At 43.2% G+C, this 18,517-nt stretch carries 18 protein-coding genes; 10 read left to right on the forward strand and 8 right to left on the reverse strand.

Translation table 11 applies throughout. The features are described from left to right. Positions 1 to 1,211: MFS transporter (locus IH598_10220; protein MBE0638884.1), on the reverse strand; the 1,211-nt coding region annotated here is incomplete at its 3' end. Positions 1,212 to 1,301: 90 nt separating this feature from the next. On the opposite strand from IH598_10220, the gene IH598_10225 reads away from it, so the two are divergent. Continuing rightward, positions 1,302 to 2,042 (forward strand): 1-acyl-sn-glycerol-3-phosphate acyltransferase, encoded by a 741-nt coding sequence (locus IH598_10225; protein ID MBE0638885.1) that lies wholly within the window; start codon positions 1,302 to 1,304, stop codon positions 2,040 to 2,042. Positions 2,043 to 2,073: 31 nt separating this feature from the next. Here the strand turns inward: IH598_10225 and IH598_10230 are convergent, their stop codons facing one another. Beyond that, positions 2,074 to 2,529 (reverse strand): DUF2147 domain-containing protein, encoded by a 456-nt coding sequence (locus IH598_10230; GenBank protein MBE0638886.1) that lies wholly within the window; start codon positions 2,527 to 2,529, stop codon positions 2,074 to 2,076. Positions 2,530 to 2,695: 166 nt separating this feature from the next. Beyond that, complete coding sequence (gene ung, locus IH598_10235; GenBank protein MBE0638887.1) at positions 2,696 to 3,376, reverse strand: uracil-DNA glycosylase; 681 nt, start codon at positions 3,374 to 3,376, stop codon at positions 2,696 to 2,698. A gap of 131 nt (positions 3,377 to 3,507) precedes the next feature. Between ung and IH598_10240 the strand changes: the two genes are divergently transcribed. The 3 genes from IH598_10240 to thpR are packed head-to-tail and all read left to right on the forward strand — an operon-like array spanning position 3,508 to position 5,055. Beyond that, positions 3,508 to 3,645 (forward strand): hypothetical protein, encoded by a 138-nt coding sequence (locus IH598_10240; GenBank protein MBE0638888.1) that lies wholly within the window; start codon positions 3,508 to 3,510, stop codon positions 3,643 to 3,645. 60 nt (positions 3,646 to 3,705) lie between these two features. After that, positions 3,706 to 4,479 carry a hypothetical protein gene (locus tag IH598_10245; GenBank protein ID MBE0638889.1) on the forward strand — a complete coding sequence of 258 codons (774 nt, stop codon included), beginning with the start codon at positions 3,706 to 3,708 and terminating at the stop codon, positions 4,477 to 4,479. A 6-nt stretch (positions 4,480 to 4,485) separates the two neighbouring features. Continuing rightward, positions 4,486 to 5,055, forward strand: a complete 570-nt coding sequence (gene thpR / locus IH598_10250; protein MBE0638890.1) for an RNA 2',3'-cyclic phosphodiesterase — start codon at positions 4,486 to 4,488, stop codon at positions 5,053 to 5,055. Positions 5,056 to 5,089: 34 nt separating this feature from the next. On the opposite strand, the gene IH598_10255 is transcribed toward thpR, so the two are convergent. Both IH598_10255 and IH598_10260 read right to left on the reverse strand, forming a co-directional pair. Continuing rightward, positions 5,090 to 5,497 carry a hypothetical protein gene (locus IH598_10255; protein MBE0638891.1) on the reverse strand — a complete coding sequence of 136 codons (408 nt, stop codon included), beginning with the start codon at positions 5,495 to 5,497 and terminating at the stop codon, positions 5,090 to 5,092. Positions 5,498 to 5,654: 157 nt separating this feature from the next. Next, complete coding sequence (locus IH598_10260; protein MBE0638892.1) at positions 5,655 to 6,452, reverse strand: radical SAM protein; 798 nt, start codon at positions 6,450 to 6,452, stop codon at positions 5,655 to 5,657. Between the two features lie 101 nt (positions 6,453 to 6,553). Here IH598_10260 and IH598_10265 point away from each other — a divergent pair, with 101 nt between their 5' ends. The 5 genes from IH598_10265 to IH598_10285 all read left to right on the forward strand — a co-directional run bounded on the left by IH598_10265 (position 6,554) and on the right by IH598_10285 (position 11,754). After that, positions 6,554 to 7,528 (forward strand): polyprenyl synthetase family protein, encoded by a 975-nt coding sequence (locus IH598_10265; GenBank protein ID MBE0638893.1) that lies wholly within the window; start codon positions 6,554 to 6,556, stop codon positions 7,526 to 7,528. A 188-nt stretch (positions 7,529 to 7,716) separates the two neighbouring features. Then, positions 7,717 to 8,424 carry a tRNA (adenosine(37)-N6)-threonylcarbamoyltransferase complex dimerization subunit type 1 TsaB gene (gene tsaB / locus IH598_10270; GenBank protein MBE0638894.1) on the forward strand — a complete coding sequence of 236 codons (708 nt, stop codon included), beginning with the start codon at positions 7,717 to 7,719 and terminating at the stop codon, positions 8,422 to 8,424. A 122-nt stretch (positions 8,425 to 8,546) separates the two neighbouring features. Further along, a complete protein-coding gene (locus IH598_10275) occupies positions 8,547 to 9,929 on the forward strand; it encodes a lamin tail domain-containing protein (protein MBE0638895.1) in 1,383 nt (460 codons plus the stop codon). Between the two features lie 53 nt (positions 9,930 to 9,982). Then, a complete protein-coding gene (locus IH598_10280) occupies positions 9,983 to 10,450 on the forward strand; it encodes a CYTH domain-containing protein (GenBank protein MBE0638896.1) in 468 nt (155 codons plus the stop codon). Positions 10,451 to 10,581: 131 nt separating this feature from the next. After that, on the forward strand, positions 10,582 to 11,754 hold the full coding sequence (locus IH598_10285; GenBank protein MBE0638897.1) for a T9SS type A sorting domain-containing protein: 1,173 nt from the start codon (positions 10,582 to 10,584) through the stop codon (positions 11,752 to 11,754). A 17-nt stretch (positions 11,755 to 11,771) separates the two neighbouring features. Here IH598_10285 and IH598_10290 read toward each other — a convergent pair whose 3' ends face one another. From IH598_10290 to IH598_10300, 3 genes are all read right to left on the reverse strand, one after another. Further along, positions 11,772 to 13,730 carry a T9SS type A sorting domain-containing protein gene (locus tag IH598_10290; GenBank protein ID MBE0638898.1) on the reverse strand — a complete coding sequence of 653 codons (1,959 nt, stop codon included), beginning with the start codon at positions 13,728 to 13,730 and terminating at the stop codon, positions 11,772 to 11,774. A 66-nt stretch (positions 13,731 to 13,796) separates the two neighbouring features. Beyond that, positions 13,797 to 15,080 (reverse strand): aspartate kinase, encoded by a 1,284-nt coding sequence (locus IH598_10295; protein ID MBE0638899.1) that lies wholly within the window; start codon positions 15,078 to 15,080, stop codon positions 13,797 to 13,799. A 201-nt stretch (positions 15,081 to 15,281) separates the two neighbouring features. Then, positions 15,282 to 16,664 (reverse strand): sigma-54-dependent Fis family transcriptional regulator, encoded by a 1,383-nt coding sequence (locus tag IH598_10300; GenBank protein ID MBE0638900.1) that lies wholly within the window; start codon positions 16,662 to 16,664, stop codon positions 15,282 to 15,284. Between the two features lie 99 nt (positions 16,665 to 16,763). Between IH598_10300 and IH598_10305 the strand changes: the two genes are divergently transcribed. Next, the gene (locus tag IH598_10305) at positions 16,764 to 18,515 is read left to right on the forward strand and encodes a hypothetical protein (GenBank protein MBE0638901.1); all 1,752 of its coding nucleotides are present in this window, start codon (positions 16,764 to 16,766) and stop codon (positions 18,513 to 18,515) included. Positions 18,516 to 18,517: the final 2 nt, after the last annotated feature.

The following is an 18,517-nucleotide window of genomic DNA, read 5'->3' on the forward strand; positions in this document are numbered from 1 at the left end:
GGGTCGCCCTGGAACAGGTATTTTACGATCAGACCGCCAAAAATACCATTCACAATCTGCGGGATGGTGATTGACATATTGAAAAGTCCCATAAACATTCCCATTTGTTTGGCGGGGATGGAGTTGGCCAGCATGGCATAGGGCATGGCAAGTATGCTTCCCCAGGCAATCCCAATCCCGATCATCGGTATCCAAAGCAGCTCATGATTGGGTATTATGGCAAACGAAAGGAAAGACAATCCACCCAAACCGAGCGCAAGGGCATGGGTAGGTTTGCGCCCGATGATACGGGCTATTTTTGGCAGCAATAGTGCGATGGCTGCAGCCACTCCGTTGTAAATTCCGAAAAGCAATCCCACCCAGTCACCGGCTTGTTGATAGGCAGCAGAATCAGGATCGGTGGTTCCAAAAAAATGTTGCGCAATGGCCGGGGTAGTAAAAACCCACATGGAGAACAAAGCAAACCAGGAAAAAAATTGAACAGCCAGCAATTGCCACATGGTGGCTGGAATCCTGAATTTGGTCGTTTTCTTTTCTTCTTTTTTTTCATCATCGTAAAATTCCGGTGGATACTCGCTCGTGGTAGTCACCGTCCAGACGATGGCGGATATGAGGACAGCGGCGCCGAAGTAAAATGAGTACACAACATTTGGAGGAACAAGTCCTTTACCGGCGGCTTCGGTGGAAACTCCAAACCAGTTACCAAGGATGTAGGGAAGCCATGAGCCCACCACAGCTCCGATTCCAATTAGAAGCGACTGAATGGAGAACCCGAGTGTGTGCTGCTCGGGAGGTAGTTTATCGGCTACCAGCGCCCTGAAAGGTTCCATCGAAATGTTGATTGAAGCATCCATAATCATCAACAACCCGCCGCCAATAAACATCGGTGCAATGAAGGTGGCCAGTGAAGGGGCATTCGGCATAAGGATCAGGGCGATGCTCGTAAGAATGGCGCCGGCAAGGAAATAGGGACGGCGTCTGCCAAAGCGGTTCCAGGTCCGGTCGCTGAAATACCCAACAATAGGCTGCACAATCATCCCGGTGAGGGGTGCTACCAGCCAAAACCAAGAGAGATGTTCAACGTCTGCGCCGAAGGTCTGTAGAATCCTTGATGCATTGGCATTTTGAAGGGCAAACCCAAATTGAATTCCAAGGAATCCAAAACTCATGTTCCAGATTTGCCAGAAAGAGAGACGCGGCTGTTTTTTCATTGTATTTTCCTCATTTTTAAATCAAGCGGCAAATATAGTGGATTTGGTTACTTTTGCCGTGAAAAATTCTTCAGCATTTATTCTGGGCCAATGACCAAACAAAAAGTACCCTTTAAACTTGCATGGATCAATGTTGCATTTGTGACGGTTTTAGCCATTTTAGCAGTGCTCTCCCCTTTTCTCATGCTACCGGCTTTTATCCTGATGCTTTTTGGGAAGCATAAAACAGCCGATTTTATGGTCAATGCAATTGCAGGATTCTATTCAAGGTTTGTGTTTGTGTTGTTTGGAATAAAGGTGTTGGTGAAAGGAAAGGAAAATATTCCAAAAATCGGGAATGTGTGTTTTATCAGTAATCACCAGGGTTTGGCCGATATCCCCCTTATCGTTGGTTATATTCCAAAGACCGTTGGTTTTATTGCAAAAGTGGAGTTAGGAAGAATTCCCATCCTTAATATCTGGATGCGAGCGATGAAATGTGTGCTGATTGACCGCCTGAATGCCCGCAATGCTGTGTTTGCAATCAATCGTGCCATCGAAAATATCCAGCAGGGTCACCCCATGGTGATTTTTCCTGAAGGTACACGAAGCCGGAGTGCTGTGATGGGGCAATTCAAGCCGGGCAGCTTCAAACTGGTGACAGGTTCCGGTTGCTTTGCTGTGCCTGTTACGATCAATGGCACTTATAACATTGTTGAAACTACCGGTAAAATCGCTTCTTCAAGGCTAACCCTGACGATCCATCCGGCTATTGATGTTTCAACATTAAGCCCTGATCAAAAAGCGAAACTCAGCGAGCGTGTTCATGAAATAGTGAAATCAGCCCTTTGATAGCCTTATTTTTCAAATGATACAGATGAAATTACTCCACTTTTGTCCAGTAGGTCGTCCTTCCAATCAGTGAAATCCCAATGTAGCCGCGAACTTTTAGGATGTTTTTGGTATCGTCAGTAAAGGCCATATAACAACTGTAGGTTTTCCCGCTTTTCGGGTCGTAGATCTCACCACCTTCCCATTCGTCATCGCCATCGAATTTGAAATTTGAAAGTAGAGTAAGTCCCATGATTGGCCGTTTTTTTAATTGTTCATCCGGGTTTTTCTTATCCAGTTTTGGCTTTCCTGTTTCATCATCAATGGGGGTTTTGAGCCAAACAACATTCCCATAAAAAACGCCATTTTTATTCTCAATCTTCACATGAGCATCTTTGTCCTCATTCAGCCAAATACCCACTATATCATTGCCTTTGACCTGCGCTTTTACGGCTGTTGCAAAAAGCCCAAACATAAAAAGAATTACAAAAAAAGATCCTGTTCTCATTGTTCTCGTCATCGTTTTAAAGTTTTATGGTTATGAAAAATTCAATTTATTTAGATTCTACTTTTAGTTGTCCACATACCAGTTTATTATCTCTCCCCTGCACCATTCCTCCATCACTCCCCGCCGCATACTGCTTCTGCATCGGGCAAGCATTTCCCCAATTTTTTCACTCTACCCTCCAGTCAATCTCCTCAATTCCGTTTGTTTTCAGGTAAGCATTGGTTGTTGAAAAATGTTTGTTTCCAAAAAATCCTCTGCTGGCAGAAAGTGGCGAAGGATGAGGCGATTTCAGCGTCAAATGTTTCCTGGTGTCTATCAAAGCTTCCTTTGCAATGGCGTAATTTCCCCAAAGCAAAAAAACAAGGTGATCCCTATATTTCGATAAATTTGCGATAGCGGCGTCGGTAAACTGTTCCCAGCCTCTGTTCTGATGCGATCCGGCCTGCTGTGCCCTGACAGTGAGGGTTGCATTGAGTAAAAGGACGCCCTGTACGGCCCAACTTTTCAAATTTCCATTCCGGGGAAACGGAATCCCGAGATCATTGTTCAACTCTTTGAAAATGTTTTGCAGTGAAGGGGGTTGCTGCACACCTTCCGGAACAGAAAAACAAAGTCCATGTGCCTGGCCGGGACCATGATATGGATCCTGGCCGAGAATCACAACTTTCACTTTATCGAACGGTGTGAGATTGAATGCAGTAAAGATAGCCGGTCCCGGAGGATAAATCGTGTATTTTGATTTCTCCTCAATCAGAAACTCCTTTAACTGTTCGAAATAGGAGGCCTCAAACTGATCAGCAAGTAACTTTTTCCAGCTTTCTTCTATCGTTGGATTGACTTTAGCCATCTTTAGTAATTTTAAACCCCTTAAAAATTTTTTAGCCGGCAATATTATGAATAAAAAAATGTTTGCTTTAAAAATTTTACTTCAATTTTTCAATTCAATATCAGGCGTTAAATAAAACGGTGCGTAAAAGTATGAAAAAAGTAATCAAAGCTGCAATCATGTTTGCAATTGTCCTCATGGTGGGGTATATATTCACCTCCTGCAAATCAACGGGCGAATGTTCATCGTATGGCGAAGTCAGGAAATTTCAGCGTGACGCCCGCAGATAATTTACCCTTCTCATTGTGAACAATTGTGACATCAGAACAATTCATTAATAAAGTGTCCTGATGCGTCATTTTTTCCACATAATATTCATTTTTCTGCTGCTTTCTGGAGCGAATTGTTTTGCACAGTCTGACCTCACTGAGTTTGATCGTATTGATACCGTGCTCAACAAGGTAATCCTCCGCCATGAAACGACAGGTGGGGCTATGTTGCACACCGGTGGATTTGGATTTCTGATCAGGAAAGGTTACAACGCCAACTGGTTTAGGAAAAATCTGTGGGAAGTGGAGTTTGCCGGAATGCGTTCGGACAAGCAGGTCAGGGTGAATTTTTACGGCACCTATTACAGCAACGCAAACAGCTACGTTTACGGGAAGTTGAATAAAGTATATGTGATGCATACAGGGCTTGGGCAGCAACACTTACTTAATACCAAGCCTTACTGGGGTGGGGTAGAAGTGAGGTTCACCTACTATGGAGGCCTTTCACTCGGAATTGCCAAGCCTATTTATCTTTATATTATCAATCAAAGCGGCTTCAATACCATCGAAAGCCAGCGCTATGACCCTGAAAAGCATTTTATCGACAACATTTACGGACGCGCTCCTTTCCTTGATGGCATCGAAAAAACCAAATTCTATCCTGGCTTTTACGGAAAGGCAGGATTGAATTTTGAATTTGGTGAATACAATACAAAGGTTAAGTCTCTGGAATTAGGGCTTTTGCTTGATGGATTTCCGATCCCGGTACCCATCATGGCTTTCAACGATCCCCACTATTATTTCCTTAACTTTTACCTTAACTTCACATTCGGAAAGCGCTTCAACAAATTCTGATCAGGCATGAAACGACTTTTTGCAGCCATCAAGGTTGATCCTGACGCCACATTTTTGAAAACCTACAGCGAACTCAGGCAAATGCTCAGAGCCGGGCAGATTACCTGGGTTGATGATCGTAAAATCCATATCACGCTCAAATTTTTTGGCGACACCCCCGAAGACAGCATCCCAGGAATGATCGACCTGTTTGCTGAAATCGCATCTCGTCATCCTTCATTTGAAGTTGATCTTTCAGGTACCGGCATTTTTGGAAGTTCATACAACCCACGGGTCATCTGGTTTGGAATGAGCCATTTGGAAGCCATTGGGATGCTTGCAGAGGATGTATTGAACACTTTCCATAATCATGGCTTTCCGCGTGATGAACAGCATTTCAGACCACACCTTACTATTGGCAGGATCAAGCACTTCGAAAGCAAAAAGTACTTTCAGCAGGTGATCGACAGGTTTAAGACCACTTACCTTCAAAATATTCAGGTCAGCCGGTTTGAACTGATCGAAAGCAAACTCACACCACGCGGCCCGATTTATACCACACTTGAAACTTTTGGATTAAAGGAAAAGAAAGCTTGATTTTTAAGAAACCGAATTACCTGGTAAACGTCCATTAAAATGGCATTCTATGATAATCAAAGGTCTGATTGTCAACGAATGTTTTTACTCTTTGGGCAATCCGTATAAATATTTCTAGGTTTTGTGAATGAAGCCATTGAATGGCTTTTTCATCGCCGCGGCAGGCTTCCGCAAGCAGTGCCAGGAAGGTGAAATTGTTTTTTTTTAGCCAATCGAGTGCCCTGTTATCATCCACTGCAGCCGCATCAAAGGCTGCATAATGCCGGTAACCATTGCTGATCAGCCATTGGATGGCTGGCGTGTTTGCACGAATGGCGTTGGAAAGTGCCGCCAGTTCGGGATACCCGTTATCAAACAGCCACTGGAAAAATTCTTTTTTTCCGGCTACAGCCATCTCAAAGGCCAAAAGAATTTTTACAGGATAATCATAGAGTTGCTTCATGTTCAAGGCATTTATTGGTCAAATTTACATGAAACTTTTCACTTACAATCAGTCGGATGAAAAGGTACATCCGGGATAAACTGTTGAAAATCAAATTTGATGGATTTCCAACAGCCACCAGTTCCTTCTTTTTGCCTGTGTACTACATTCAACTTTCTTAGTAAACACTACTCTTCACCCTGATTTGGCTCAGCTTATCGGCAATTTTCATCAGCTCTTCTTTAGGTACCACCCTAAGCCCTGGTGCAGGGGTCTGCCGGTCGATCGGGTATAGCATGACATACCGGGGTTTGATAAATCGGATATGGCCAAGCCATGCATGTACTTCGGCAGTGGTGGTATTGTCAACGGTTTGTCCGTCAACTTCGCCGGTAAGAAAAAGTGTTTGAATGATGGCTTTATGTCCGAATTTTCGAAGGTTTTGCACAATCCGGTCCAGTGTAAGTTCCTTCGATCGGGGCCGGTTGATCAGTTGGAAGGTAGATTCAAGCCCGGCATCAAGTTTAAGGATGTTATTGTCAACTTTGCTTAACGCGTTAAAAATTTCGGTTTTATGGATCATGCTCGAGTTCGACAATACTGTAACCTCGGCGTCAGGGAAGAATTTGTCACGAAGTTTCAAAGTATCATAGATTATTCCCGGGAATTCCGGATGAATGGTAGGTTCTCCATTACCGGCAAAAGTGATGGAATCCGGGATGTTGTTTTGAACCTTGAGATGAATCAGTTTTGTTTCTAATGCTTCGGCCACCTGGGCGCGAGAAGGCAATTGTTCCAAAACCCCTGTTTCGTCAGGAGACCAGCCACATTCACAGTAAATGCAATCGAAAGTGCAGATTTTCTTGTTTGTAGGTAATAAATTAATTCCCAATGAATTGCCTAGTCTCCTGCTTTTTATGGGGCCAAAAACTGTCTCGCTGAACAGAAACCCAGATGATGAATTCACGTTATCCATAAGCTTTCTTTTCTCTTAAAACAATTTTTTAAGCGGAATGTTATCTTGACCAAAAACAGCACGTCAGATAAATTATCTACTTTTGATCGCCAAAATATTTCATGCCTGATCTCAAAGACATAAAGCAGCCCATCAGCGAGCATCTTGCCTCATTCGAGGATAAATTCCGTGATTCCATGAAAACCCGGGTTGCCTTGCTCAATTACATCACACAATACATCATCAGGCGAAAAGGCAAACAGATGCGGCCGATGTTTGTCTTCTTTTCAGCCGGAATTACCGGGCAAATCACCGAATCAACCTATCGTGCAGCATCGCTGATCGAGTTGCTTCACACCGCAACCCTCATTCATGACGATGTGGTGGATGATTCAAACCTTAGAAGGGGATTTTTCTCCATTAATGCACTCTGGAAAAACAAAATTGCCGTGCTGGTTGGCGATTATCTTCTTTCGCGCGGATTGTTGCTTGCGCTTGACAGCAATGAGTTTGACCTGCTGAAGATCGTTTCAAATGCTACACGCGAAATGAGTGAAGGTGAGCTACTTCAGATCGAAAAAGCCCGCAGGCTCGACATTAAGGAAGAGATTTATTTTGAGATCATCCGAAAAAAAACAGCCTCCCTCATTGCTTCCTGTTGCGCTGCCGGTGCTCATTCGGCAGGCGCAGACCCAGATACAGTGAAGAAAATGCACCAGATTGGTGAATATGTCGGTATTGCTTTCCAGATCAAAGACGACCTGTTCGATTACCAGGACAATAAGCGCGTAGGAAAACCCAATGGTATTGATATCAAAGAACAAAAAATGACCCTGCCCCTTATTTATATGTTGAACAACTCTTCATTTTGGGAAAAAAGAAAAGTGGTTAATGTGGTGAAACGCCACAATAACAACAGCGAAAAAGTGGATGCAGTGATTGATCAGGTGAATCAAAGCGGTGGGATTGAGTATGCCACCCAAAAGATGATAGAGTACCGGCAAAAGGCTTTTGATTTGTTGGCTGACTTTCCCGGATCTCCTATGCGTCGTTCGTTTGAGCAATTGGTTATTTACACTACAGACCGTACCAGGTAGCCGCAATTAACTCTCACAACAATACTTTGTGCAGATGTTTAGCCTATTGCCGTTATGGAAATCAATTTCACAATCTCCGCAGTCTTAACCGAAATCTCTTCACAAATTATGTCATACTTTTGCAGTCATAAGTTCATTTGCTGAAAGTACCTGGTAAAACACAAACTTTTCCTACAATCGCTACATATATGCCTGTTATTCTTCATATTGACACTGCTACACAGTTTTGTTCGGTTGCCCTGAGTGATGATAAAACCCTCATTTCCTGCAAAGAAAGCAACAAGAAAAATGCACATTCACAAGTTATTACGATGTGGATTAATGAATTGTTGAATGAAAATAACCTAAAACCTGGTATGATTGACGCTGTTGCAGTGAGCAAAGGCCCCGGTTCCTACACGGGTTTACGCATTGGTGTGTCCGTCGCAAAAGGACTTTGTTTTGCTCTCGATAAACCACTGATCTCCATTGGAACACTGCATTCAATGGCAGTGGGTATGACAGAGGGTTGCCGCACTGAAAAAAGATTGGCAGACAATTTTCTTTTTTGCCCGATGATTGATGCAAAGAGGATGGAAGTTTATTCAGCTATTTTCGATAAAAACAACCAACAGATTAGAGAAATAAGAGCGGAGGTGATCAGCATGGACTCTTTTTCGGAGGAATTGAAAAACCATGTGATTGTTTTCGGAGGGGATGGCGCTGAGAAATGTAAGGCGATTCTGACACACCACAACGCAATTTTACTTGACGCTTTTCAGCCTTCAGCAAAATTTATGGTATCGCTTGCCATGGAGAAATTTGAAAAGAACGATTTTGAAAATGTGGCTTATTTTGAGCCCTTTTACCTGAAAGATTTTGTTGCAGGATTACCCAGAGTTAAAGGGCTTCGTTAGCCTCCTCGCTTATTGCAATCCTGAAATCAACGAAGTAAGTCGAAAATCATGCAAAATCCCTATGGAAAGGATTATCCTCGGGCATTCATTATCTTTGCCAATATTTTAAGTTGAATTCAATGATGATCCAGCGGACAATCACTGCATTATTATTTTTAATGGTTTCTCTGCCATTGATGGAAGGCTGTTCTGAAGACACAGAACCGGCAACCATTCCTTTGCTCACCAATCTACAGGTCACACCACGAATACCATCCGCCGGCGAATCAGCAATTGTGTCCGTATCTGCCTCTGATGAATCAGGGATAATGTCTGTACTCTTATTTTATAGCTTTAACCAGGGGACTTTTCAGTCTTTTCCAACAGATCATTCCGGAGATAAGTACACAGGGATAATACCAGGCCAGCCTGTCAACACCATAGTAAGCTATTATATTGAGGCAAAAAACAATAGTGGAAATATGGCCTACTTACCGGATGGGGCTCCAACTGTACCGGCATCTTACATAGTCGGGGCTCCCGACGTGGTGCTAAACGAAATTTATTCCCAGGGGACCAGCCAGGCGCCAGATTGGATTGAAATTTTCAATCTCTCCGACACACAGGCCAACATCAGTGACTATAGCATTTATGACGATGGCGGATATTCAGGCAGCAGGCCAAAGAAAAAATTTCCTTCGGGAACGATCATTCCGGCAAAAGGATTCATTTACATCATTGTTGATGACAATTCCCCTGATGGGAGTGGATTTGGGTTAATTGCCGAGGGTGAAAAGGTTTGGCTTGAAAATCAGCAGGGGTCAGTAATTGATGCCATTGAATTCCCCTTTTTGTCAGAGAATCAGTCATATGGTCGTTATCCTGATGGAACAGGCAATTGGAGAATTTTAGATTATGTTACCAAAGGCACTGCAAATATCGAAAGCCCTCCTGTTTCAGAAATCATTGTGAAGTGGGATTTTGATCAAGATGGCGATTTGACCCCTGAAATTGGCTCTGGTTCAGTTATTTTAGTCGGAGGTGTAGTGGAAGTGTCACAGGATTCTTCACTCAGAATTACTGACTTCCCCGGGCAGTTTGAATACTCTGGAGAAGCAGGGTTGGAACTGATGTTCAGCACTGTTGGGTTTGATTTTATTTCTTTTGAATTCAAGCAGCGAGCATCGGGAACAGCTTCCCGATGGGCCGAAATTCTTTACACTCCCGATGGAGGGGGCCTCTGGCGGAAAGCTTTTAATAACAATGGAGGTTTATCTCCACATGATTTGTTTTATACTTTTACCTTCGATTTGGGTCAGGTAACTGAGGCCAACAACAATCCCGACTTTGGACTGCGGATCGTATCCATCTTTTCGCCGGTGGCCTTTGACGATGGACTGGGCGAAAATTACGGGGCGGATGAGGCCTATCACAGAGCAAGAACAATTGATGGAAATCCTTATTCTCCCGGAGGAAACTGGCGGTTCAAGGAAGTTATCATAAAGGGTATTCCCTTAAAAAAATAAACAAATGTTGATCAAATGGTTAAGCTGCGTTTTTAAAATCAAATCATCAATCCATGGCACAGGAAATCGAACGTAAATTTTTAGTTAAAGGGAACTTTAAACCTTTTGCAACTAAAAGTACAAGGATTATACAGGGATTTATTTCGTCGACGCCGGAGCGGATTGTCAGGGTCAGGGTTATGGGCGACAAGGGATACATCACCATTAAAGGTATCGGTAATAAGGAAGGAACAACCAGATACGAATGGGAGAAAGAAATTCCGGTGAATGAAGGGCATGAACTGCTAAAAATATGTGAACCCGGAGTCATCGAAAAAACCAGGTATTTGGTGAAATACGGAGAACACACCTTCGAAGTAGATGAGTTTCACGGACGTAATGAAGGACTGATCATTGCTGAAATTGAACTGAATTCGGAGGACGAACAATTTTCAAAGCCGGATTGGCTTGGAGATGAGGTAACAGGCGATGTTCGCTATTACAATGTCAGGCTGATAAAAAGCCCCTTTTCAACCTGGTAAAGTCTCATCAATTGAAGCATTGTTTGCAAAGCAAGGGATAAAACCGATGGGTGATTTTGGTATTTTTTGGAAATAATTTGAACCAATATAGAGTTTTAAGCTTACTTTGTTGAAAATCAATTTTCTTACTGATGAATAGAATTTCCATTTGTTTCACCATACTGCTTCTTTTTATTTCGGGTTCCCTTTTTGATGTCAAATCACAATCGATAAAAGTCGACCCCGATTTAAATGAAAAACTTAATTCCGGAATCATCATCGCACGCCCGGTGATTCAGATACCTGTTGCAGTGTATGAAAGTTCCGGTATTGCTGTTGCCGGTCCCAATCGCATCTGGTCACACAATGATGCCGGAAATACCAATGAACTGTTTTGTTTTGATACTACCGGGAACCTGGTACGTGCACTGCTGATCCTGAATGCCACAAACATTGATTGGGAAGATCTGGCAAGGGACGACCAGGGGCGGATTTATATCAACGATGCAGGAAATAATGAAAACAACCGGACAGACCTGAAAATTCACAGAATTCCTGACCCTGCAACCATTGTCGGAAGCGTGGTGGAAGCAGAAACAATCAATTTTATTTTTGAGGACCAGTATAATTTTCCACCCCCCGAACCCAACCGCAATTTCGACATCGAGGCGATGCTTTGGAAAAGTGATTCGCTTTATTTATTTACTAAAAACCGCAGCATCCCGCAGAACGGAATGTGCAAAATGTACCGCTTACCGGCAAATCCGGGGAATTATACTGCCATGCTGATGGGTTCGGTTTTTCTGGGATTTACCGATAGTGAAGCGAGGGTAACATCAGCCGACCTCAACCTCGAAACAGGAGAGGTTATTTTGCTTACGAGTACCAAAATCGTATCATTTGTCAATTACCCGTATAATCATTTTTTCGAAGGCGATAAAACCGAACATTTTTTTTCTGAACCCATTGTTCAGATTGAAGGGGTAGATTTTGTTGACAATGAAAGACTTTTTCTGATCGAAGAAGGGAGTAAGCGTGGTGGCGGCTATTTGTATGAAGTACTTTGGCAACCAGCCAGCAGCGTTACTGAGATTCCGCCTGGAGGAATTCATTTGTTTCCAAATCCGTTCACCAACAATTTGAACATTGCAAAAACCTTTGATGGAGAAATTCGATTTGATCTTTGGGATGTGAGCGGAAACATAATTATGCAAAACATTCCGGCTGAGCGTGAACTTACTTTACACCAACTCAGCCCCGGAATCTACTTTGTCAGGCTGATATTCAACAACGAGAGCCAGATGAGGAGAATCGTGAAACTGTAAAATTCCCGGGGTTAAGGTTATAATTTCACCATTCGTGTATTGATCACTTCACCGTTCACATTCACCTGCAACAGATAAACACCCGCCTTCAGTTTACTGACGTCAATTGTTGAAGGATTGTGATGAAGTTGGATTTCAGCCCTATAATTTCCGTCAATTCCTCTGATTACGAGATGTCCCGATTCAAAAATTATCTCCTCAACAGACAAAACAATTTCGTTTCCCGCAGGATTTGGGACGATGTGAACCTGCCTGCCAGTGAGAGGTTGAATGGGTGCAACATTCGAAGCCTCCATACTTGCAATTGCGGATAAACCGTTGGTTACAAAAAATCCGCTATTTTGAGGTAAATCAGGATGGTAGGTCACGTTGAGATGCAATATCTTGTCTGTACTTTCCCTTTTCAATCGAAGATTAAACTCTTCAAATTCAATCAGCCCGTCTTTTTCGGTGGTTGTCGGATCGTCGCCGAACAAAGTAATTGCAGTGCTTTCGTGTTGCCAGGTTACAGCACCATAGTATTTACTATCGGCTCCTGTTGCAATGATCGCATCGCCTGGTTGTAAATGAATTGCCGATGTGGTAGGGATAGCAATTGTATGCATGATAGGGGTGGGATGGATCTGAAATGTCTGGAGTACATCTGCCGTTTCAGGGCTGAATTTTTCTGTAAATGCTATTCCATCAGATTGGCCATCACATTCCGGAAATTCAATCGTTGCCTGGTTTTGCAAAAGTGTCAAATAAGCATTGCCAGGCGCAATTACCTGCAGAGTGTTAATTCCCATCGAAGGCCAGTAAACCTGGTTTCCTGCTATTTCTTTGACAACGATCAAATTATTGGACACCTCAGCAAAAAGTTCAGCAACGGGCTGAGGGCATTCAGTCATTACGGGCAGGTAATTCCAACCTGCATTTAGTGTTAAAGTAAGAGTTTCCTGCATTTCGCCTCCAATAACTATTTGTGATGGATTTTCAACTTTTACCGAATAACCCGTCTGATAATTCCATTGATTCAAGGTATTGACTCCGGTTGAAGGCCAGTAAAATCCACTGAAATTCTGTAGAATGACCAATTGGTTTCTGGCGGGGTAGAAAATCCGGTCCAACTCCGGGTTGGTGGGGATGATATAAGATGAGATTCCACTCCAGCCTTCTGTCAGATTGATGACATGGTAAGCATTTGCTGCTACCTTGCCTTCGAGACTGAAGTTATTGAAAACGACATTTTTATTCTCATCTGCCATCATGTTGCTGCCGAGAAACCGGATTCGGATACTGAAGTCCGGGTTGTTGTTGACCAGCATAAACGTTCCCATCGAAATCTGGTCATCGCCCAGGCCATGACCCGGTGGAGGAGGTGGCGACTGGGTGGCGCTGTCGGTAAAACTGATTTCATAAAGCAGATATTCGCTGTCAAGCGGAAAAACGGTAGTTATCAGTCCGGTGGAGATCCAAACAGGGTTACCGGCGGCGACGGAATAATCAATTTTTAATGCATCCGCAGCGCCTTCGTCTTTAGCGGCAAACCGGAAAACCAACTCACGGAATCCTGTGGAGGGGAGATGAAAAACGAGTGTATTTTCTCCCCCATTTCCCGCAAATGGCTGCTTAACCAGTATGCCGGTCATCCCGGAAGCTTCATAGGTGATGTGATTATTGGCCGATGGTTGATAATTAATTGGAGTAGGGGAGTCCTTACGTTCCAGGGATGCTTTTCTCCAATTTGGGCTGAAGGGGTTAAACGGATAACCTGTAAGCGCTGAATGGTATTGGAGCATCCCCCCGCTGAGTTGCCCATATGTCGCATCAATGGTTTGTAAAGGCGTGGCTGCCGGGATCGAATTTCCGAAAAACCAGGAATGAATGATGAAGATGTCTTCATTTTTCTTCTCCGGAGGATTGGAGGCCGGAAGTGAAAATGCAGATGCCTGGAATAAAAACAGCATGAGAAACCAGGATAATATTGTTTTCATCGTTGGGAGTTTTAGGAATTGACAGACTAATTTGCAAAAATAGAATTTTAGCAAAAACACCATCGATCAATTTGTTGTGGAATGGGGCAGGTAGGCCACCTGGATGGTACGCCGGCTGCGCTGCTCAAGCAATATAGATTTCCCTTTGAAGTATACATCAAGTATCAGGTCATTGAAATTTCTTATGGTAAGTAACTCAAGCCCCCTGTTATAGCGGATGTCGAATTCATTTTTCAACTCGTCTAGCATTGCGTTCATTTTATCAGCCGGATCATTGGTGATGATCGTAAAGCTGATGGCCGCGTTTTGCATCAGGTTGATTTTTAAATTCAGTTGATCGAATACACCGAAAAGCTTGTATAATTTGTCTTCGGCAATAAAGGAAAAATCTTTCGAGACAAATGAGACCAGTGCCTGATCCTGTTTTTTGATGAAAAACGGAACGTTGGTATCTCCTGAACTATGGTTGTCGATGAGCGTTCCGGAGGCCAATGGATGGAAAAAAGATTTGATTCTGAGTGGGATTGATTTGTTTTGAAGGGGTTTAATGGTTTTTGGATGAAGGATCTTTGCCCCGTAAAATGCCAGTTCGATCACATCATAATAGGAAATATGGTCAATCTTCACGGTTTCGCTGAAGCAAGCCGGGTCAGCATTCAACAGGCCATCCACATCTTTCCAAACGATCACCTCTTCTGCGTTGAGGCAGTAGGCAAGAATGGAGGCGGTGAAGTCAGAACCTTCTCTGCCTAAAGTGGTGGTTTTCCCATCAGTCGAAAAGCCGATGAATCCCTGTGTAATCATCATTTGCCCATCCTGGTTAAGTTTTGTTGCGTTTATTTGCCGGGTGATCAACTCTTCCGTTCTGATCCAATCCACCGCAGCATCTCTGAACCGGTTGTTGGTCGCAATCATCTCAGTGGCTTGAATTACGCTGTTTTTCAATCCACATTCCGTCAGATAATTGCTGATAATCGTTGTCGTCAGGATTTCACCTAAAGGAACAATACGGTCATAAAATTCGTCATACGAACAATCCGGCTGGTCTGTCAATGCTTCCAATTTCTTAAAAACCCGGCTCACCTGCTCATAACAAGAATGTGAAGATTGATCAAACAGGCTTTTTACAATCTCAACATGAAAATCTTTTACCAGCGATATTTTGCTTTTTAAATCCGGAGTTTTGTAAAAAGCCGCATTGACGACTTTTTCCAGGGCGTTGGTTGTTTTACCCATGGCCGAAAAAACCAGGATTAACTGCTCTTCGGCAAAGTGTGACAGAATGCCTGCAACGTTTTTAACCGCTGCAGCGCTGGTTACAGATGCTCCTCCAAATTTAAATATTTTCATTTGTTCGAATTAGCGTCAGCAAGAAAACTCCATTTGTTGAAAATCATTGTTTGCCCCAACCCTCCCGACTTTGTCGGGATAAATTCCGGTAGCAATGATTTTCAACGATTTACTCCCTTTACGGTGGGGTAATTAAATCGTTGAAAATCAAATACAGGGTGTTTTCTTGCTGACACGAATTAGGCCGGCAAAATTAACAGATTACTCCACAACCTTATGGATCACAATTCCATGTTTCTGAATGCGATGTTTCAGGGCGTCGCGCGAAATGCCAAGCAGTTCGGCAGCTTTGATCTGGTTGCCGTCAGTCTTTTTCAGTGCAGCTTCGATGATTGATTTTTCGTGGTCGTCAAGATTGAAGGTAGCTATTTCACTCTTTGTGCTCTTCTCGTTTTTAATCATAAAATCATCCACGGTAAGTTGCTTTCCGTCCGACAGGATCAGGGCGCGTTCGACAAGGTTGCGCAGTTCACGAACATTTCCGGGGAAATGATAAGGCTTAAGGTGGCTAAATACGTTTTTTTCAATTTCGGGGATGCTTCTTTTCTTTTTACTGCAAAGCATGGTTACAAAATGCCTGAGCAATGGCTCCACATCGCCCGGCCTCTCGCGCAGAGGAGGAATATGAAGGGTAAAGGTGTTGATCCTGTGATAAAGATCAAGCCGGAATTTCTGATCATCAATCAATTGCTCGATGTCTTTGTTTGTCGCGGAGATGATTCGTAAATCCACCTCAATTTCTTTTGAGCCGCCTACCGGGGTGATTTTTCGCTCTTCCATGGCCCGGAGCAGTTTGGCCTGCAACGAGTAAGGCATATCAGCAATCTCATCAAGAAAAAGGGTTCCTCCGTTGGCCAGTTCAAAAAATCCTTTTTTGTCCTCTTTGGCATCGGTGAATGCTCCCTTTTTATGACCAAAAAACTCGCTTTCGATCAGCGTATCGGGAATGGCAGTGCTGTTGACAGGGACGAATGGTTTTTTACTTCTGTCGCTCGCATAATGGATGATTCGTGCCAGGACTTCTTTGCCGGTGCCATTCTCACCCGTAATCAGAACGCTGGCATCCCGGTCTTTGGCAACACGAATTGCCATTTCGGTTACTTTGCGGATACTCTCGCTAACTCCTATGAAATCGCGCTCAATAACCGACTCCAGTTCACGGGAAATCAGTGAGCGCTGATTTTCTACTGTTTTTAACTTTTGGGCCAATTGAACATATTTACCGGTGCGCTCGATGGCAAATATTATTTCGGAAATATTAAAAGGCTTTCGCACAAAATCAATTGCTCCCTGCCGCTGTGACTCAATCACTACATCAATGTCTTCCTGGCCACTCACCATGATTACTTCGGTGGCAGGATTGTCCTGCCGGATCTTTTTTAAAATCTGTATACCGTTCAGGTCGCCGGGGATCATAAAATCGAGCAATACGATATCTATGTTTTGTTTTTCAAGGGTTGCAAAAGCAGTAGCTGAGTCGTTCGCCTCATACACATTGAAACCTCTTCGTGAAAGGTGATGTACAAGCTGCGAGGTGATCCGTTTTTCGTCATCTACAGCAAGAATGGTTAATGGCTGGTTCATAAAAAATGATTTTAACGCAAAAGTAAACTATTGAATTGAAATTATATATGCACACATTTGAAATCCTTTATCTTTGTTCTACATATTAACATCCTTACCATGAAATTGCCCAAGCTGATTCGTGTTTCCGGGATTGCTGTGTTGATCCTGGTTTTTATTATTGTCGGCGCTGTTATCCTGTTTGACCGGTATGCTGAAAAGATTGTTGAGACTTACCTGCAAAAGTACTATACAGGATCTGAACTTAGCCAGGTTTATGACATCAAATATGATGGAATTGGAATTGGATTGATTTCCGGAAAAGTTCACCTGAAGGGGGTTAAAATCAGCCCGAAAAGTACTTTTTTCGATACACCGGACAGCCTGCGCTTTAAGTACCCGCTATTACTGGAATTGAACCTGCAAAAACTTTCAATATCCGGCCTGACAAGAAACCTGTCCGGAGATCTTGGACGCATCTCCCTGCAGTCTGTTGGGATTGATGAACCATCCATCAAATTGATTGACCACCTGACTGCAAAGGAAAAGAAAATGATCCTTGAACTCAAAAAGCAAGGACTGCCGGATACACTGACAAAAAAGACTGCTCTGCCACACATCATCGTTGACGAACTGCTGGTAAGCGAAGGTCAGTTTGAGTTTTATGACCGAAACCACAAAAAAAGTGTTTTCAGTGTCGGTAATGTGACAATTGCCGGGGATGCCATCGATTTTAAGCCAAATGAAAAAGGTAAAATTGTCTTTTCTGAAAAATCGGGCACACTCACCCTAGGTTTTAAGAACATCAATTACCTCACAAATGATGGATTCTACAAGATCAATTTGGGCAACCTTGAAATTAACCTGCCGGAATTCGTCATAATAGCTGAAAATTTTAAACTTATCCCACAGTACGATAAACAGTCTTTTGGCAGGAAATTCAGGCGGCAGACTGACCGGATGGACGTAGCAGCAAAAAAAATAACAATTGGAAAATGGGATATTGAGAAATGGCAGAATGAAGGGCAGATTTGGATTGATGAAATTGTTGTTGATGGGGTGATGCTCGATATTTACAGGGATAAAAGTGTTGAACCCGATCTCACTATTTTCCCGAAACTTCCGCAGGAAGCGCTGGCATCAATGGATGTTGGACTGAATATCGGAGCAGTAAGAGTGACCAATGCCGAAATATTTTACCAGGAACAGATAGCTGGTGCAAGTGAGGCCGGGAAGGTACCGATCGTAAACATGCAAGCAACAATGAACAATGTTACAAATATTGAAACCGTGAAAAATACCTCAGGTCACATGAAATGGGAGTTGACAGGTAAAGTATTCGGGCATGGCAGCTACGAAGTCCTGATAGATTTTCATGGCTCTTCCCATCCGGCTGATTTCAGCTTTTCCGGCAGTATTGGAGGGATGGATATGACTTTATTAAACCAGATGATTGTCCCTAATGAGCACATACGTATTGATTCTGGGTACATGGTTTCAACAACCTTTAACGTGAACGCCAGCCGAACAAATGCCACCGGTGAAATGCACCTGCAATACAAAGACCTAAAAATTACCTTGTTAAAAGATAAAGATGAGGAGGGGCTGAAAGACCGGGGACTATTCAGTTCGCTGGCCAATGCTACCATTCGCATTTTTAAACTTGACAAGAAAACCGGGGATGTTGAAACTGCATATATTCACTACGATCGCGACCTGAATAAAGGTGTTTTCAACTATATCATCAAGTCCCTGTTGAATGGTGTAATGGCTTCAGTGCTGCCAAGCAAGAACATTACACCCGAAGAGCAAAAAAAGAAACAGGAAAAAGAAAACCGGAAAAAGGCACGTCAGGAGCGAAAGAAAAAGTAAAA

This window comes from Bacteroidales bacterium (assembly GCA_014860585.1).
Lineage (GTDB): Bacteria > Bacteroidota > Bacteroidia > Bacteroidales > 4484-276 > RZYY01.

Coding starts and splice junctions, on each gene's coding strand:
- IH598_10275 (MBE0638895.1), top strand. CDS start 8,547: ATGATCCAGCGGACAATCACTGCATTATTATTTTTAATGGTTTCTCTG.
- IH598_10305 (MBE0638901.1), top strand. CDS start 16,764: ATGAAATTGCCCAAGCTGATTCGTGTTTCCGGGATTGCTGTGTTGATC.
- IH598_10240 (MBE0638888.1), top strand. CDS start 3,508: ATGAAAAAAGTAATCAAAGCTGCAATCATGTTTGCAATTGTCCTCATG.
- IH598_10280 (MBE0638896.1), top strand. CDS start 9,983: ATGGCACAGGAAATCGAACGTAAATTTTTAGTTAAAGGGAACTTTAAA.
- IH598_10300 (MBE0638900.1), bottom strand. CDS start 16,664: ATGAACCAGCCATTAACCATTCTTGCTGTAGATGACGAAAAACGGATC.
- IH598_10265 (MBE0638893.1), top strand. CDS start 6,554: ATGCCTGATCTCAAAGACATAAAGCAGCCCATCAGCGAGCATCTTGCC.
- thpR (MBE0638890.1), top strand. CDS start 4,486: ATGAAACGACTTTTTGCAGCCATCAAGGTTGATCCTGACGCCACATTT.
- tsaB (MBE0638894.1), top strand. CDS start 7,717: ATGCCTGTTATTCTTCATATTGACACTGCTACACAGTTTTGTTCGGTT.
- IH598_10290 (MBE0638898.1), bottom strand. CDS start 13,730: ATGAAAACAATATTATCCTGGTTTCTCATGCTGTTTTTATTCCAGGCA.
- IH598_10245 (MBE0638889.1), top strand. CDS start 3,706: ATGCGTCATTTTTTCCACATAATATTCATTTTTCTGCTGCTTTCTGGA.
- ung (MBE0638887.1), bottom strand. CDS start 3,376: ATGGCTAAAGTCAATCCAACGATAGAAGAAAGCTGGAAAAAGTTACTT.
- IH598_10230 (MBE0638886.1), bottom strand. CDS start 2,529: ATGAGAACAGGATCTTTTTTTGTAATTCTTTTTATGTTTGGGCTTTTT.
- IH598_10295 (MBE0638899.1), bottom strand. CDS start 15,080: ATGAAAATATTTAAATTTGGAGGAGCATCTGTAACCAGCGCTGCAGCG.
- IH598_10260 (MBE0638892.1), bottom strand. CDS start 6,452: ATGGATAACGTGAATTCATCATCTGGGTTTCTGTTCAGCGAGACAGTT.
- IH598_10225 (MBE0638885.1), top strand. CDS start 1,302: ATGACCAAACAAAAAGTACCCTTTAAACTTGCATGGATCAATGTTGCA.
- IH598_10255 (MBE0638891.1), bottom strand. CDS start 5,497: ATGAAGCAACTCTATGATTATCCTGTAAAAATTCTTTTGGCCTTTGAG.
- IH598_10285 (MBE0638897.1), top strand. CDS start 10,582: ATGAATAGAATTTCCATTTGTTTCACCATACTGCTTCTTTTTATTTCG.